The sequence below is a fragment of the Methylobacterium aquaticum genome (genome assembly GCF_016804325.1).
In the GTDB taxonomy this organism is placed as follows: domain Bacteria; phylum Pseudomonadota; class Alphaproteobacteria; order Rhizobiales; family Beijerinckiaceae; genus Methylobacterium; species Methylobacterium aquaticum_C.
Genome location: NZ_CP043627.1, coordinates 5,432,121 through 5,448,173 on the forward strand (window position 1 = coordinate 5,432,121; position 16,053 = coordinate 5,448,173).

19 protein-coding genes are annotated in these 16,053 nt (G+C 71.2%); 12 read left to right on the plus strand and 7 right to left on the minus strand.

Annotation, left to right across the window (positions count from 1 at the left end; all coding sequences use genetic code 11):
- The first annotated feature begins 249 nt into the window (after positions 1-249).
- On the plus strand, positions 250-645 hold the full coding sequence (locus F1D61_RS24770) for a hypothetical protein (protein WP_203154733.1): 396 nt from the start codon (positions 250-252) through the stop codon (positions 643-645).
- A gap of 100 nt (positions 646-745) precedes the next feature.
- On the opposite strand, the gene fliP is transcribed toward F1D61_RS24770, so the two are convergent.
- Entirely contained in the window at positions 746-1,531 is a 786-nt protein-coding gene (gene fliP, locus F1D61_RS24775) for a flagellar type III secretion system pore protein FliP (protein ID WP_203154735.1), read from the minus strand.
- 110 nt (positions 1,532-1,641) lie between these two features.
- Positions 1,642-2,823: a hypothetical protein gene (locus tag F1D61_RS24780; RefSeq protein WP_246775515.1), complete on the minus strand. Its 1,182-nt coding sequence runs from the start codon at positions 2,821-2,823 to the stop codon at positions 1,642-1,644.
- Positions 2,824-3,079: 256 nt separating this feature from the next.
- On the opposite strand from F1D61_RS24780, the gene flgB reads away from it, so the two are divergent.
- The 11 genes from flgB (at position 3,080) to F1D61_RS24835 (ending at position 11,986) form a co-directional block, all read left to right on the plus strand.
- On the plus strand, positions 3,080-3,484 hold the full coding sequence (gene flgB / locus F1D61_RS24785; RefSeq protein ID WP_203154738.1) for a flagellar basal body rod protein FlgB: 405 nt from the start codon (positions 3,080-3,082) through the stop codon (positions 3,482-3,484).
- Between the two features lie 123 nt (positions 3,485-3,607).
- A complete protein-coding gene (flgC, locus tag F1D61_RS24790; RefSeq protein WP_203154740.1) occupies positions 3,608-4,018 on the plus strand; it encodes a flagellar basal body rod protein FlgC in 411 nt (136 codons plus the stop codon).
- A gap of 2 nt (positions 4,019-4,020) precedes the next feature.
- Positions 4,021-4,332: a flagellar hook-basal body complex protein FliE gene (gene fliE, locus F1D61_RS24795; protein WP_203154742.1), complete on the plus strand. Its 312-nt coding sequence runs from the start codon at positions 4,021-4,023 to the stop codon at positions 4,330-4,332.
- A 17-nt stretch (positions 4,333-4,349) separates the two neighbouring features.
- Positions 4,350-4,616, plus strand: a complete 267-nt coding sequence (fliQ, locus tag F1D61_RS24800) for a flagellar biosynthesis protein FliQ (RefSeq protein WP_048465850.1) — start codon at positions 4,350-4,352, stop codon at positions 4,614-4,616.
- A 277-nt stretch (positions 4,617-4,893) separates the two neighbouring features.
- Positions 4,894-5,667 carry a flagellar biosynthetic protein FliR gene (fliR, locus tag F1D61_RS24805; protein ID WP_203154744.1) on the plus strand — a complete coding sequence of 258 codons (774 nt, stop codon included), beginning with the start codon at positions 4,894-4,896 and terminating at the stop codon, positions 5,665-5,667.
- A 4-nt stretch (positions 5,668-5,671) separates the two neighbouring features.
- Positions 5,672-6,736 (plus strand): flagellar biosynthesis protein FlhB, encoded by a 1,065-nt coding sequence (gene flhB, locus F1D61_RS24810; protein ID WP_203154746.1) that lies wholly within the window; start codon positions 5,672-5,674, stop codon positions 6,734-6,736.
- A gap of 127 nt (positions 6,737-6,863) precedes the next feature.
- A complete protein-coding gene (gene cckA, locus F1D61_RS24815; protein ID WP_203154748.1) occupies positions 6,864-9,470 on the plus strand; it encodes a cell cycle histidine kinase CckA in 2,607 nt (868 codons plus the stop codon).
- A gap of 73 nt (positions 9,471-9,543) precedes the next feature.
- Positions 9,544-9,786 (plus strand): hypothetical protein, encoded by a 243-nt coding sequence (locus F1D61_RS24820; protein WP_203154750.1) that lies wholly within the window; start codon positions 9,544-9,546, stop codon positions 9,784-9,786.
- 47 nt (positions 9,787-9,833) lie between these two features.
- A complete protein-coding gene (locus F1D61_RS24825; protein WP_203154752.1) occupies positions 9,834-10,253 on the plus strand; it encodes a PIN domain-containing protein in 420 nt (139 codons plus the stop codon).
- A gap of 123 nt (positions 10,254-10,376) precedes the next feature.
- Positions 10,377-11,468 (plus strand): recombinase RecA, encoded by a 1,092-nt coding sequence (gene recA / locus F1D61_RS24830; protein ID WP_048449888.1) that lies wholly within the window; start codon positions 10,377-10,379, stop codon positions 11,466-11,468.
- A 164-nt stretch (positions 11,469-11,632) separates the two neighbouring features.
- Entirely contained in the window at positions 11,633-11,986 is a 354-nt protein-coding gene (locus F1D61_RS24835; protein ID WP_203154753.1) for a transposase, read from the plus strand.
- 417 nt (positions 11,987-12,403) lie between these two features.
- Here F1D61_RS24835 and F1D61_RS24840 read toward each other — a convergent pair whose 3' ends face one another.
- The 5 genes from F1D61_RS24840 to F1D61_RS24860 form a co-directional block, all read right to left on the minus strand.
- Positions 12,404-12,982, minus strand: coding sequence for a cytochrome b (locus F1D61_RS24840; protein ID WP_203154755.1), 579 nt, complete (start codon positions 12,980-12,982; stop codon positions 12,404-12,406).
- 119 nt (positions 12,983-13,101) lie between these two features.
- Positions 13,102-13,863, minus strand: coding sequence for a TetR/AcrR family transcriptional regulator (locus F1D61_RS24845; protein WP_246775516.1), 762 nt, complete (start codon positions 13,861-13,863; stop codon positions 13,102-13,104).
- Between the two features lie 148 nt (positions 13,864-14,011).
- On the minus strand, positions 14,012-14,848 hold the full coding sequence (gene proC / locus F1D61_RS24850; RefSeq protein ID WP_281437022.1) for a pyrroline-5-carboxylate reductase: 837 nt from the start codon (positions 14,846-14,848) through the stop codon (positions 14,012-14,014).
- On the minus strand, positions 14,845-15,348 hold the full coding sequence (locus F1D61_RS24855; protein WP_203154757.1) for a YbjN domain-containing protein: 504 nt from the start codon (positions 15,346-15,348) through the stop codon (positions 14,845-14,847). The genes proC and F1D61_RS24855 overlap by 4 nt, the downstream gene beginning before the upstream one ends.
- 279 nt (positions 15,349-15,627) lie before the next feature.
- A complete protein-coding gene (locus F1D61_RS24860) occupies positions 15,628-15,903 on the minus strand; it encodes an accessory factor UbiK family protein (protein ID WP_203154758.1) in 276 nt (91 codons plus the stop codon).
- Positions 15,904-16,053: the final 150 nt, after the last annotated feature.

Sequence of the window (16,053 nt, forward strand, 5' to 3'; positions counted from 1 at the left end):
CGGCATCACCGGGCCGGACCCGTACAGTTCTACGGCTCGCCGGTGCGGCCGGTCTCCTACGGCGAGACCGACGGCGCGGCCTACCACGCCTGGCTGCCGCGCAACGCCAACCTGCCGATCTACAACGTCCCGCCGCCGTTCTTCCCGGAGCCCTGACGGGGTCGTCTCGAACCACCGACCCTCGGCCTGGATCGAAGCGGGGCACCGGGGCGTTAGGCCTGGCGTGGAAACCCGTAAGGGAGCCGAGCCGTGCCCGATCCGACCGCATCAGCCAACGATCACGTGCCGTCCCCGAGCCTGCCGGATCAGGACTTGCGCCCGATCGACCTCGCGGCGCCGGGTTCGCCCGACCGCCTCGACGACGAGACGCGCGCCCATCTCGCCCGTGCCGGGCGGGAGGCCCTCGATGATTGCCTGCGCCGCTTCACCCCCGAGGAGCGCGAGGATTTCTGGCGCGCGATCTGCCGCTGCTACAACCGGCCGTACAATGCCGCCGAAACCTCGCCGGCCGACACCCTGACGCGCGGGGCCTCCCCTGCCGATGCCGTGCCTCCGATATCGCCGGATGCCGTTCCGGCTCCGCACGTGATCGGGGCCGTCAGGCCGGGGCTGGACGGCGCCCTGGCGGAGATCGCGCTCCGGTGAGCGCACGGGCCGCCGCCCTCGTGCCGTCCCACCGCGCCGGGACGTCCCTGCGCCGCGTGCCGCGCGGGGCCCGGCCCCGGGGAGGCGGCACGGTCGCGGATCAGTTCCCGTAGCTCTGCACCAGGGAGCCGGCCACCAGGGTCCAGCCGTCGACCAGCACGAAGAAGATCAGCTTGAACGGCAGCGCCACGGTGGCGGGCGGCAGCATCATCATGCCGACCGACATCAGGATCGACGCGACCACGAGGTCGATGATCAGGAACGGGATGAACAGCAGGAAGCCGATCTCGAAGGCGCGGCGCAGTTCCGAGATCATGAAGGCGGGGGTCAGGATCTCGAGGCCGACCGCCTCGGGGCCGGCCGGCGTCGGGGCCCGGGCGAGGTCGAGGAAGAGCTTCAGGTCCTTCTCGCGCACGCTGCGCAGCATGAACGCCTTGAACGGCTGGCTCGCCCGCTCGAAGGCCTGGTTCTGCTGGATCTGCCCGGCGAGCAGCGGCTCGATGCCGGTGCGGTAGGCCTCCCGCGCCGTCGGCGCCATCACGAAGGCGGTGAGGAACAGCGACAGGCTGACGATCACGGCGTTCGGCGGCGCCGTCTGGGTGCCGAGCGCCGAGCGCAGGATCGACAGGACCACCACGATGCGGGTGAACGAGGTCGCCATCACCAGGACCGAGGGCGCGAGCGCCAGGATGGTGATGAGGGCGACGAGCTGCAGGGCCCGTTCGGTGACGCCGCCGCTGGGGCCGAGATCGACCGTCAGGCTCTGCGCCAGGGCCGTTCCGCCCGACAGGAACAGCAGGGCCACCACCGCGCGGCAGAGAAGCGGCAGGCGCCGAACCGGCAGGCGAAGGATCGGGGGGAGGGAGCGGGGAGTCGGGGGCACCATGGCGGCGCACCCTGGCCGTCGCGGGGGCGGCCCGCAAGCGCCGCGCCCGCCGCACCCCGTCGAGGGTGGGCGGGCGCGGTTCCGCTGCAACAGCCGGGGATGCCTTAACGTCAGCGCTTGTCGAGCGGCCGGCCGAGGAGCCGGGCGAACTCGGCCTCGATCTCCTCGACCGAGAACGGATTCTGGACCGAGGACGGCTTCGGGGCCGGGGCCGGTTCCTCCGGCGGCGGGGCGGGAGGAGCCGGAGGCGGCTCGGGGACGGGTTCTGGCGGAGGCGGCGGGACCGGCTCGGGCTCCGGCGGCGGGGGCGGCGGCTCGGGGATCGGTTCCGGCTCCGGCGGCGGGGCCGGCTCGGGTTCCGGCGGCGGCGGAGGAGGCGCCGGCTCGGGCGGGGCCGGCTCGGGCTCCGGCGGCGGCTCGGGCATCACCGGGGCCGGCATCGCCGGAGCGGTCGGGCGGGCCGGCGCCACCGCCGAGGAGGGCCGCCGCAAGGCCTCCTCGAGCTGGCGGGCCATGTCGTTGAGGATCGCCGCATCGACGGTGCGCGGCTCGGCCCCGCGGGTCCCGGCCGGCGCGGGCACCGGCTCGGGATGGACGACCGGCTCCGGCATCGGCGGGGGAACCGGCACCACCGGCGGCACGGGCGCGGTGAAGGCCGGCGCGGCGAAGAGGGCGGCCTCGGCGGCCGGCGGCACCTCCAGGGGCGGCGGCGTCTGGCGGGCGGCACGCAGGCTCGGCGGCTCGACCCGGCGCGAGGCGTTGAAGCGCGAGGACGATCGCGCCGGCTCGGCGGCCAGGTCCGGGGCCTCGTGGCGCGTGGGTTCCTGGCGCGGGACCTCCTGGCGCGGGACCGGCGCGAAGGCGGCCGCGACCCGCTCGGGCTCCGGCGCGGGCGGGCGCGGCAGCTCCGGCTCGGGGAAGGGCGGCGGCAAGGGCGCCGGCTCGGTGCCCGCCGGCAGGGGGAGCGGCGCCTCGCTCTCGGGCTCCGACCGGTCGGCGATCTCCGCCGAGACCCGGGCGGTGCCGGTCCGCACGATGTTGCGCTCGACCACCACGTCGTTCGGACCGCCGACCAGCAGAAGGTGCTCGGTGTTGTCGCGCCGCAACAGGATCAGCTGGCGCTGCCGGTCCAGCTCGTAGATGTCGACGATGCCGAGCCGCGGCTGCCGGCTGCGGCCGGTGCCGCCGTTGCCCCCCAGGGTAAGCCGGCCCCGTGCGAACCGTTTCGCCCCGAGGGCGAACAGGCTGAGGAGCACGACCATGATCAGGAAGACGATCAGGTAGGAGAGCAAGGGCGAACCGTCCGTCCCGAGGATCGAGGAGAGCAAAGCGTGGTCTCACTGATGAGGCGCACGCGGGGCACGCCGACGATTGAGGAGCCTTCTAGCACGGCTGTGCCGGGCCTGCGCAGGGGACGTTTACATATCGTTAACAGCTTTGGGGGGCGTTGCGGATAAGCCGCGGGGGACGCGGCGACAGGTGCCGTCTTAACCAGGTTTTAACCATGCGCTAGGCAGATTGTGCCGGTCAAAACCGGAAGGCCCGCCCGTGTCGGTCACCGATCTCCCCCTCGTCGCGATGTTGCGCAACCGGATGCAGTGGCAGCAGACCCGCCAGAAGGTCCTGGCCGAGAACGTCGCCAATGCCGACACGCCGGGCTTCAAGGCCCACGACCTCAAGGCGCCGCGCTTCCGCCCGGACGGCGCGCTGGCCGCCGCCGGCCTGCCGGGGGTCGGCCTGGAGCGCACCAGCCTCGTCCACCTCGCCGGGACCGGCCAGGCCTCGCCGCCGGAGGAGCGGGCGGGCACGCGCTTCGAGATGATGCCGAGCGGCAACGCCGTGAGCCTCGAGGACGAGATGCTGAAGGCCGCCGACAACCAGGGCGACTACCAGCTCGCCAGCCTCCTCTACCGCAAGAGCCTGCAGACCCTGCGCATCGCGGTCGGCAAGTAAGGTCCGTCGGCAAAGTCTCCCCGTCGGCAAAGTCGTTCCCCCTGAACCCGCCCCGCCGCGCCTGCGTATCTCCGCGACGGTCGTCCCCCTGATTCTTCGTCACACCGTCCCGAGGTGGGTTCCATGGATTTCAACAAGGCGATCGGCATCGCGGCCTCCGGGCTCAAGGTCCAGTCGGGCCGGATGCGGGTGATCTCGGAGAACATCGCCAACGCGGATTCGGCGCCGACCAGCGCCGCCGCCGAGCCCTACCGGCGCAAGATCCCGACCTTCACCAATCACATCGACCGCGAGCTCGACGCGTCGGTGGTGGATCTGGGCCGCGTGCGCAAGGACCAGAGCCCGTTCCGCTCCAAGCAGGATCCCGGCAACCCCGCCGCCGACGCCAACGGCACGGTGCGGATGCCCAACGTCAACGTCCTCGTCGAGACCGTCGACATGCGCGAGGCCCAGCGCTCCTACGAAGCGAACCTCAACATGGTCACGCTCACCAACCGCATGGTGTCCCGCACCATCGACATCCTCAAGGCCTGACCATGACCACCAACGCTTTCGCGGCCGGCGCCTACGCCGCCATCCAGAACATGGGCCGCGCGCCCACCTCCGGCCTCACCGGGGCCGGCGCGGGGGAGGGCGGCTTCACCCAGCTCCTGTCGTCGGCCCTCGACGGGGTGTCGGAAGCCGGCAAGCGCGCCGACGGCCAGGCCATGGCGGTCGCCGCCGGCAAGGCCAACGTCGTCGACGTGGTGACCGCGGTGGCCGAGAGCGAGACCGCGCTCCAGACCCTGGTGGCGGTGCGCGACCGGGTGATCTCGGCCTACGAGGACATCATGCGGATGCAGATCTAGGGAAGCGTCGGCGCCCGATGACCGGTCTCGCCATCCTCGACGTCGCCCGCGACGGCATCCTCACCTTCCTCAAGGTCGCTGGCCCCCTGATGGTCGTCGCCCTCGTCGTGGGCCTCGTCGTGTCGCTGTTCCAGGCGCTCACCCAGATCCAGGAACAGACCCTGATCTACGTGCCCAAGATCGTCGCGGTCTTCGCCGCGATGCTGCTGATGCTGCCCTTCATGGGCGATGCGCTCGCCGGCTACATGACCCGCATCGCCGCCCGGATCGCCGCGGGGGGATGACATGCGGGGCGGTTCGGCGGGTGACGACGGGCGTTTGGCCTTCGCCTCGACGGGAGGGACCTCCACCGCGTCATTCCGGGGCCGCGTAGCGGAGCCCGGAATCCAGAACCGCGGTTCGTTCAGGATGAGGCGGGACGCTGCCGGCCTGTTCCGGAACCACCTGAGCGTCTGGATTCCGGGCTCCGCTGTCGCGGCCCCGGAATGACGCAGCGGCTGGCTATTCCGTCGAGCAAATCGGATAAGCCTCGAATCTCCAACGCCGCGGATTTCCCCGGACGTGAACCTCCTCCTGCCCGGCCTCGCCTCGGCCTTCCTCCTGACCTTCGCGCGGGTCGGCACGCTGGTGATGCTGATGCCGGGCGTCGGCGAGGCGATGGTCAGCCCGCGCCTGCGCCTCGCCTTCGCGCTGCTGCTCTCCCTCGTGCTGTTTCCGGTCGCCCGCCCGCTGCTCCCCGGGGGCACGGGGCCGGAGCCCGGCGGCGCGGCGACGGCGCTCGTCGGCGTGCTGTTCGGCGAGATCGCGGTCGGCCTGGTTCTGGGCCTGAGCGTGCGGGCGGTCATCGCCGCGCTCCAGAGCGCCGGGACGATCATCGCCCAGCAGCTCGGCCTCTCCTTCGCGATGACGGTCGACCCGTCCCTCGGCAACCAGCAGGCGACGCTCGGCAGCTTCCTGAGCCTCCTCGGCCTCACCCTGGTGCTCACCTCCGACCTGCACCACCTGGCGCTCGCCGGCATCCGCGATTCCTACGTCCTGATGCCGCCGGTCGGCATGCCGGCCACCGGCGACGCCGCCGCCTTCGCGGTGCAGGCGGTGACCCGCGGCTTCACCCTGGCGGTGCAGATCTCGGCGCCGTTCATCGCCTTCGGCATCCTGTTCAACCTCGGCCTCGGCGTGCTCTCGCGCCTGATGCCGCAGATGCAGGTGTTCTTCGTCGCCACCCCGGCGGCGATCCTGATCGGCATGCTGGTCTTCCTGGCGACGATCGGGGTGATCATGGGGGTGTTCGTCGACGATCTCGGCCGTTTCCTGGCCGATCTCGGGAGGGCGTGAGCGGATGTCGGAGCAGGCCGACCAGGAAGACCGCACCGAAGACCCGACCCAGCGACGCCTCGACGACGCGATCAAGCGGGGCGACGTCGCGACGAGCCAGGAGGTCAACACCTTCCTGATGCTCGGCGCCTTCACCCTGGTGCTGATGATCGCCGCCGCCCCCCTGGCCCGCGGCCTGCTCGCCGACCTGCGCGGCCTCTTGGCCCACCTGCACGAGGTGCCCTCGGACCCCGCCGGCTACCTCGCCTTCGGCCGGAGGGCGATCCTCGCCGGGCTCCTCGCGCTGGCGGTGCCGATGGGGGCGGTGGCGGCGGCGGGCCTCGTCGGCGGCCTGTTCCAGCATCCCCTGGTCTGGACCGCCGAGACGCTCGCGCCGAAATTCTCGCGCATCTCGCCGATGGCCGGCCTCAAGCGGCTGCTCGGCCCGGAGGCGTGGTTCCAGTTCGGCAAGGGCGTGGTCAAGATCCTGCTCGTCGGCATCGCCGCCGGCATGGTCCTGTGGGGCGACCGCGACCGGCTCGAGGCCTTCGCCCGGATGGAGCCGCAGGGCGTGCTCCAGGGCACCCTCGCGCTCTGCCTGCGGCTGATGGGCGCGGTGCTGGCATCGTATGTCGTCGTCACCCTGGGCGACGCCCTCTACCAGCGCTTCCGCTGGCGGGCCAAGCTTCGCATGTCGAAGCAGGAGATGAAGGAGGAGATGAAGGAGCAGGACGGCAACCCGGAGGTGAAGGGGCGCCTGCGCCAGATCCGCATGCAGCGGGTGAAGAAGCGCATGATGGCGGCGGTGCCGGGGGCCAGCGTGATCGTCACCAACCCGACCCACTACGCGGTGGCGCTCCGCTACGAGGCCGGGATGGCGGCGCCCGTCTGCGTCGCCAAGGGCGTCGACGCGCTCGCCTTCCGCATCCGCGAGGTGGCGCGCGAGGCCGGCGTGCCGGTGGTCGAGAACCCGCCGCTGGCGCGCGCCCTCCACGCCACCGTCGACATCGACGAGGCGGTGCCGCCCGAGCATTACCGCGCCGTGGCCGAGGTGATCGGCTACGTGATGCGCCTGCGGCGGCGGCACTAGACGGTGTCGGGAACGAACCGGGAATTCATTCCACGGAAACGCCGCGCCTGCTAGGGAACGGACGAGACGGGCCTTTCACGGGCCGCATGGTCGGGACCGGCCGGTCCCTGGGGAGTGTCGAGGCGACATGCCGGAGTTGAGTTCATCCGCGGCGGAGGCCGCTCTCGACCGCTCCGAGCGGCCCGGCCGGGTCAGCCTGCTCCTGCTGCTGGCCGGCCTCCTCGTCGGGGCGGCGGTGGGCCTGAGCTTCGTCGCCAACGAGCAGGCGCAGCCGATCATCCTCGGCCTCCTGGCGCTGCTCGCCATGGCGGGGGTGTTCTGCCTGTTCGCCTTCGCCATCGGGGCGATCCAGCTCACCGGCCAGGGCACCCGCAACGACGTCACCAAGGCGGTGGTCGATGCCGCGCCCGACGGCATGATCGCCATGGAGGAGGGCGGCCGGCCGATCTACGCCAACGCCGCCTACCTGAAGCTCGCCGGCAGCGACACCTTCACCAACCTGCGGCCCGTGGAGCGGGTCTTCGTCGGCTCGCCGGAGGTGTCGGAGGCGGTCTACCGCCTCGCCCAGGCCGCGCGCGAGGGCCGCTCCCTGTCGGAGGAGATCCGCATGGCGCCGCCGCCCGGCGGCACCGCGGAGCGCGACTTCGCCTGGTTCCGCATCGGCGTGCGGCCGCTGCCGCTGCCGCGCCGGCCGGTCTCCCTGTGGAGCGTCGCCGACATCACCCACGAGCGCGAGCGCCAGGAGAACGTCTTCCAGGAGCTCCAGCACGCGATCGACTACCTCGACCACGCCCCGGCGGGCTTCATGGCGGTCGATCCCAAGGGCTCGGTCGTCTACATGAACGCCACGCTCGCGGCCTGGCTCGGCCACGACCTGGCGCAAGTCGGCTCGGGCGGCTTGCGCCTCTCCGAGATCCTGCCCGACGATCTCGGGCCGGTGCTCGTCGGCGGCAAGGGCGAGCCCGGCGAGGTCCGCACCGACCGGTTCGACCTGGATCTCCGCCGGCGCAACGGCCACCCGCTCTCGGCCCGGCTCTACCACCGGGTCGCCTACGGCCAGGACGGAAGGCCGGGCGATTCGCGCACCCTCGTGCTCAACCGCTCCGCCGGCGGCGAGACCGACGATCCGCAGCAGGCGGCGGAGCTCCGCTTCGACCGCTTCTTCAACACCAGCCCGGTCGCGGTGGCGACGCTCGCCGCCGACGGACGGCTCGTTCGTGCCAACGCCTCCTTCGCGCGGCTGTTCGGCACCCTGCCGCGCACCGGCGACGGCAGCGAGGTAGGACCGCCGGTGCGCGACTTCGTGGTCGAGCGCGACCGCCACGTGATCGAGGCGGCGGCGCGCGCCGCCGCGGAGGGCCGGGGCGACGTGCCGCCGGTCGAGATCGGGGTCTCGGCGCCGGTCAACCGCTCGGCCCGGATCTGGCTCAGCCCCGCCGGCACCGCCGGCGGCGCGGAGGGCGCGGTGATCCTCTACGCGCTCGACACCACGGCCCAGCACCAGCTCCAGCAGCAGGTCAACCAGGCCCAGAAGATGGAGATGGTCGGCCAGCTCGCCGGCGGCATCGCGCACGACTTCAACAACGTGCTCCAGGCGATCATCGGCTACTCGGACCTCCTGCTCGCGAGCCACCGGCCGACCGACCCGGCCTTCCAGGACATCATGCAGATCAAGCAGAACGCCAACCGGGCCGCGAGCCTGGTGCGGCAACTGCTGGCCTTCTCGCGCCGCCAGACCCTGCGGCCGGAGGTGATCCATCTCGGCGAGGCTTTGTCCGACCTCACCCTGCTCCTGAAGCGCCTGCTCGGCGAGCGGGTCGAGCTCGACCTCAAGCACGGCCGCGACCTCTGGCCGGTCAAGGCCGACGTCAACCAGTTCGAGCAGGTGATCGTGAACCTCGCGGTCAATGCCCGCGACGCGATGCCGGAGGGCGGGCGCCTCCTGATCCGCACCGCCAACATGAATGCGGAGGCCGTGGGCGCGCTCCGCCTCAACGGCCTGCCCGGCGCCGACCATGTCCTGATCGAGGTCAGCGACACCGGCACCGGCATGACGCCGGAGGTGATGGAGAAGATCTTCGAGCCGTTCTTCACCACCAAGGAGGTCAACAAGGGCACGGGCCTCGGCCTCTCGACGGTGTTCGGCATCGTCAAGCAGTCCGGCGGCTACATCGACGTGCGCTCGACCGTCGGCCAGGGCACGGTCTTCGCCATCTACCTGCCGCGCCACGTGCCGGTGCCGGAGGCCGAAACCCCGGAGGCCGTGCCCGAGATCGCCCCGCCGGCGTCGGGCGGGGCCCCGGCCCTTCCCGCACCCGCCGCGGCTGCGGCGGAGCCGCCCAAGCCCCCGGCCCGCGATCTCACCGGGCGGGGCACGATCCTGCTGGTCGAGGACGAGGACCCGGTCCGGGCCGTCAACGGCCGGGCGCTCACCGCCCGCGGCTACACCGTGCTCGAGGCCGCCTCGGGCCTGGAAGCCCTGCAGATCATGCAGGAGCGCGAGGTGCCGGTCGATCTCGTCGTCTCCGACGTGGTGATGCCCGAGATGGACGGCCCGACCCTCTTGCGCGAACTCCGCAAGGCCCATCCGGGCCTCAAGGTGATCTTCGTCTCCGGCTATGCCGAGGACGCGTTCCGCAAGAACCTGCCCGACGGCGAGGAATTCAACTTCCTGCCCAAGCCCTTCAGCCTGAAGCAGCTCGTCGAGACGGTGAAGACCACGATGGCGGGGTGAGGGCGCGCGGATCGTCGTGCTTGTGGCCGCCGCCCGCCGGACTTACATCCATGTATGTAACCAGGAGGCGGCCATGAAGAGCGCGATCAGCATGCGCGAACTCCAGAAGATGTCGGCCGGCGCGATTCAGGCGCTGCCGCACGCAATGCCGATCAAGAACGGCACGGCGACCGTCGGCATTCTGCTGCCGATCCACCAAGCGTCACCGGAGTATATGCGCAAGGTGATAGCCGATATCCGGGCGGATGCGGAAAAGTATACGCCGGAAGAGAACGCCGCCATCGATCGGCTGCTCGCCGAGCGCGGCGCCGAGTGACGGAGACTCTGGCCGCCGCGAGCAATCCTCGGCGACGGCCTTCCAGCATGTTGGTCGTCGATACCAACATCGTCCTGAGCGCTGCCTTGGGGCGTCGTTCCATATCGATCTTCGATGCGCTTGCCGATCGACGGCTCGTGGCGACATCCGCCCGCGTTGCGGAGGAGGTCCGGCGGGTCCTGGTCAGCGTTCCTGATCTCCCGCCGGGAGCACCTGTGCGCGCCGAGGTGATCCTGGCCGGCATCGATATCATCGACGCTTCGTATTATTCCGACCGCCTCGAGAGTGCTGCCTGCGTCCTCTCCGACGCCGTCGCCTCCCGCAACGGCTCGACGAGCGACGCGCACGTCCTCGCCTGCGCCTGGCTGCTGGATGCCGACATCTGGAGCCACGACCGCGACTTTGCCGGGACCGGCTGGCCGTCCTGGTCGAACGCCAATCTGCTCCGGGCCCTCGACGGCCCCTGATCTCCCCGAAAATCCCTCGGCGAATGGCCCTCCCGCCCTTGCCGAATGAGAACAAAACAAGTACGTAGAGCCCAGCCGCGCGATTGAGACTTAGCGCCCCTCCTGTCATAAGGACCCGCCGAGATGGCTCAGCCCCAGATGCGACTGGTGGAAAACCCGACCATGGACAAAGACAAGTCGAAGGCGATCGATGCCGCCCTCGCCCAGATCGAGCGCGCCTTCGGCAAGGGCTCGATCATGCGGCTCGGCAAGGGCGACAAGGTGCAGGAGGTCGAGGTCGTCTCGACCGGGTCGCTCGGCCTCGACATCGCGCTCGGCGTCGGCGGCCTGCCGCGCGGCCGGGTGATCGAGATCTACGGGCCTGAATCTTCCGGCAAGACCACGCTCGCGCTCCACACCATCGCCGAGGCCCAGAAGAAGGGCGGCGTCTGCGCCTTCGTGGATGCCGAGCACGCCCTCGATCCGGTCTATGCCCGCAAGCTCGGCGTCAACCTCGACGACCTGCTGATCTCGCAGCCCGATACCGGCGAGCAGGCGCTCGAGATCACCGACACCCTGGTGCGCTCTGGCGCCATCGACGTGCTGGTGGTCGATTCGGTGGCCGCGCTGACCCCGCGGGCCGAGATCGAGGGCGAGATGGGCGACCAGCAGCCGGGCCTCCAGGCCCGCCTGATGAGCCAGGCCCTGCGCAAGCTCACCGGCTCGATCTCGCGCTCGAACTGCATGGTCATCTTCATCAACCAGATCCGGATGAAGATCGGCGTGATGTACGGCAGCCCCGAGACCACGACGGGCGGCAACGCGCTGAAGTTCTACGCCTCGGTCCGCCTCGACATCCGCCGCATCTCGACCCTCAAGGACCGCGACCAGCCGATCGGCAACAGCGTCCGGGTCAAGGTGGTCAAGAACAAGGTGGCGCCGCCGTTCAAGCAGGTCGAGTTCGACATCATGTTCGGCGAGGGCGTGTCGAAGGTCGGCGAGCTGATCGACCTCGGCGTCAAGGCCGGCATCGTCGAGAAGTCGGGCGCCTGGTTCTCCTACGACAGCCAGCGCCTCGGCCAGGGCCGCGAGAACTCGAAGGGCTTCCTGCGCGACAACCCCGACATCGCCAACAAGATCGAGGCGTCGATCCGGCAGAATTCGGGGCTGGTCGCCGACAAGATCCTGGAGAACGCCACCCCGACGGCGGACGACCTCGACGAGGGGTCGGCCTGATCCGACCGATCGGTTCGAGAGATGAAGGGGCTGCCGCGCGACGAGCGCGGTGGTCCCTTTTTCAGTTGTGGAGCCTGGCCCCTGCCGACGAATGGCTCTGGCAAGCGGAAGCAGAACCCTCCGGGTCAGTCCGGGCTCCGCTGTCGCGGCCCCGGAACGTTGGGGTGGACGCCCCCGACGGCATCATCAGTGCCAGGGTGAGGTCGTCTGACACCGAAGCGCGGATCAAGGCCGAGGCCAGGGCGGACGCGGTGGCGCAACGGCTGATGACGATCCCGTTCGTCGGGCCGATGATCGCGCACGCGACCGTGGCGGCGATCGGCGAGGGCCAGCAGTTCGGCAGCGCGCGCGACTATGCGGCGTGGCTGGGACTGACGCGACGCACCTCCGCCAGCGGGCAGACGCGACGCACGAGGCGGATCAGCAAGGCGGGCGACCAGCGGCTGCGCCGGCTCTACGTGCTGGGGCGGCGGTGGCGCTGGCGGCCAAGCTGGCGCGCACCGTCTGGGCGATCCTGACCACCGGCGAGGCGTCCGACGCGACGCGCCAGCGCGGTCAGGCCGGTCGGCTGCGTCCCGCCGCTTGAGGAGCGGCGGGACGAAGCCTTTTTGCGAGCAAGGAGCTGCAAAGTACGGCCGAGGCCAGGGCAGGATGAGGGACCCCCGGGACCGGGACACTCCGCCACGTCGTTGCGTGCAGCAGCGTGTCGGAATGTTGGGAGCCGGATCCTCGCAAGGAACGCGTGTGCGCACCCCTTGGTGGCCCGCCATCGTCCTCGTCCCTTCACGGAGGCGACACGATGGCATCAGAGGCCGGAGACATGACTGCTCCTGAACCGACTGGCTCAAGCCGATGCTCATAAACCCGTGCGAAACGGGGGCCGTCCACACATGACGCGGAGGGGGTCGAGATTGCCGGTACCGTCGAACAGTCTCTCACACGTCCTGGCGCGGCAGCATCCGGTCGAGCAGGCCGTCGCGGCGGGCGATCAGGTGCCAGGCGGTGGCGAGCACGTGGAGGGTCACCAGGGCATAGACCGCGTATTGTCCCGCGAGATGGATCTGATCGGCGAGCTTCGACACGGCCTCGTTCTTCGCCATGAAGGGCGGGATCGGGAACAGGAAGAAGTACTGCGTGGTGTTGCCGGCGGCGGCCGACATCACGAAGCCGCTCGCCGGCATCAGCAGGAAGACGAGATAGAGCAGCCAGTGGTTGACCCGGCCGAGGATCGCGAGGCCGCGGGGCACGTAGACCTCCGGCGGGGCCGGGTGCCAGACCCGCCACAGGATGCGGATCGCCACGATGGCGAAGATCGTGATGCCGACCGACTTGTGGAGCTGGAAGTAGACGCCCTTGGCCGGGCTCGCCGGCAGGCTGGTGGCGATCCAGGCCAGCGGCAGCACCGCCAGCACCAGGGCGGCGGTGAGCCAGTGCAGGGCCTGCGCCGTGGCCGTGTAGCGCGGCTGCTCGACGCGGGCGATCGTCACCGGCGCGCGGGTGGACAGGTCGAGCATCCGGGAGGGTCCTCACGAGGGCGACCGCCCTCTTCGGCGGCCATCACCCCGTCAGGCTAGACAATGCGCGACGCACGGTCACCCTGGAATCGCTCGAATTGTCGGGAATCGCCGCGGCGTCAGATCGCCGCCGCCGGATCGCCCCCGAGCGGATTGCCCTCGTCCTCGTTGCGGTCGTCCCGATCGCGCCGGCGCCGGCGGCGTCCGCCCTCGGCCAGGGACTGGGCGAGCGCCCGGAACGGCGCGGTCAGGCGGCGCACGTCCTCGGCGCGCTCCATGAAGCGCTCGCCGTTGCGGATCTCGCGGTCGAGGGCCGCCATGGTGCGGGCCAGCGCCGGGTCGTCGTCCTCGAGCCAGACCTCCATCACGCGGGCGAAGGCGATCGCCACACCCTGGAGCTTGACCCGGCCGAGCGGCCCCTCGGTGCTGATGCCGGCGGAGGCCAGCATGAAGCGCTGCGAGTTGAGCGCCACCTGGTTGAGGGCGGCCAGCGACAGCAGATCGCCGCGCAGGGCGAAGGCGATGCGGCGCAGGGCCGGCTTGTAGGGATCCATCGCGTCGAGGCGGCGCATCAGCACGTCGAACAGCCGCTCGCGGGTCGGCTCGTCGTCGAGGTCGTCGCTGGCACCGTCCAGCACCTGCTTGTCGATCATGCGGGCGAAGCCCCCGAGCACCGCCCCCTTCGAGGGGTAGGCGTCCCGGAACTCGGCCAGGGTCACCCCGGCCTCGCGGGCGATGTCGGCGATCTCGATGTCGTTCCAGGGCTGCTCGGCGGCCAGCCGCATCAGCGCCTCGACGATCGCCTCCCGCGGCGGCAGGCGGGCGGGCTCCGGCTGCTCGCCGGACGTCGTGACGTCGGACGCCTTGGGAGTGCGGGCCATGGATGGACGCTCCGATACCGTTGAAAGCGAAAGGGGAGGGGCTCGGGCCCACTCCCCGAAACGCCTATCTAGGGATCGTTCCGCCCGCCGGGCAGGGGCCGCGGCGTCGCGCCCGCCTGAAGAGCGGGTGATGCGGCGAGCCGGAGGTTCAGCCCGCGAGCTCGCCGGCCCGGCGCCTGGCCGCCGCCACCGCCTCGCGCATCAGGGGGTTCAAGCCCTCCTCGGCCATCAGCACCTCGAGTGCCGCCGCGGTGGTGCCGCCGGGGGACGTCACGTTCCGGCGCAAGGTTGCCGGTTCCTCGGGACTCTGGCCCAGAAGCTCGCCCGCCCCGGCCACGGTCTGGCGGGCGAGGCGCGCCGCCACATCCGGCGGCAGCCCGGCGGAGACACCGGCCGCGGCGAGCGCCTCGGCCATCAGGAAGACGTAGGCCGGGCCGGAGCCCGACACGGCCGTCACGGCGTCGATCAGCTCCTCGCTGTCCAGCCACTCGACGAGGCCGATGCCGGCGAGGAGTGCGTGCGCCGTGCGGCGCTGGTCCTCCCCGGTCTCGGGTGAGGCCGCGGCTCCCGTGGCGCCCCGGCGGATGCTCGCGGGGAGGTTCGGCATCGCCCGCACCACCGCGCGGGCGCGGGGCAGGCGGTCCTTCAGGTTGGCGATGGTCTTGCCGGCCAGAACCGAGACCACGAGGGTGCCGGGCCCGGCGAGCGACGCCAGGGCGGGACCCGCCGCCTCCAGGCCCTGCGGCTTGATCGCCAGGACCAGGGCCTCGGGCTCGCCCGGATCCGCCGGGTTGAGGGCGATGCCGTGGGTCGCGCACAGCGCGGCCATGGCGGGGGCTGGCTGGGGATCGATGACGGTGACGGAGGCACCCGGCAGCCCGTCGGCGAGCCAGCCTTCGAGCATCGCCCCGCCCATCTTGCCGGCGCCGACGAGGATCAGCGAGGCCGGCAGGTGCGCCGGGGCTTCGTGCCTCTCCCCGCTCACGCCTCGCCCTCGGTCTCGAACAGGACCGCGTCCAGGGCCTCGCGGGCGGTCTTGCCGGCCCAGATCACGAACTGGAACGCCTGGAAGTAGCGCTCGCAGGCCTCGACCGCGGTCTTCAGCATGGTCTCGCACTGGCCGTGCGTCGGCTCGGCGCCGCCGGTGAGCAGCAGCGCGTGGCGGAACATCACCACGTGCTCGCTGTTCCAGAGGTCGAAATGGCCGACCCAGAGCTGCTCGTTGACGAGGGAGACGAGCCGCAGCACCTCGTTGCGGCGCCGGTCCGGCACCTTCAGGTCGAAGGCGGAGGCGACGTGCAGGGCCTCCACGTCCTCGATCCACGTGAAGGCGACGTGGTACTCGGCCCAGCGGCCGGCCACCGCCACCGACATCTCGTCGGTCTCGGCACGATCGAAGATCCAGTCCCGGAGGGAGGCGAGGCGTTCGACGACATCGAGCGGGTGCTCGGCGCGGTTCAGGTCGTCGATGTTGAGCTGGGTCATGGCGATCCAAGTTTGGCTCGTCCGAGCGGGAAACAGCTGCGTCAGCGAACGCGGCGAGTGTCGTCTTCAAGGCAGATCGCGACCCGGGCACGGTCAGGCCGTGCAGGCGAAAAGCTTAAGTTCCGACTTGTCCCCCTGAGCGGCTGCGAATCAGTGCGTGACCCACTATAGCCCGGGCGAGTCGAGGGACTCAAAGCGGAAAGCCGCGGCGGCGGCGGCGCACCGCCGGCTATCCACCGAAGCTTCCTGTGCACAAGGGGCGTGCGCCGGGAGGCGGCGTCAGGCCGTCGCCGTGCCGGACGCGGCACCCGGGACCGTACCCTTGGCCTCGAGCGCGGCGACGCGGGCGGTCAGGGCGTCGTTCTGGGCGCGCAGGGACGCGACGAGGTCGCGCAGCACCTCCACCTCCTCGCGGGTGGCGACGTCCATGTCGCGCAGCAGGCGCTCGGCCTGCGCCTTGACCATCGTCTCGGCCTCGCGGCGCACCCCTTGGGCCGCGCCGGCGGCATCGGTCATCAGGCGGGCGAAATCGTCGAACAGGCGGTTCTGCTGCATGGAAGAATCCTCCGGGGCTGGTCCGTGACGCACAGCCCTACTGCATTTCCAGGGGGAATGGGCCCCGGTCCGGGCTCCCCCTGGCGCGACAATGCGGCACGATCACGAATGTCCGCCCGGGGCGGCATCGGTTGCGCGACGGTGTCGCGG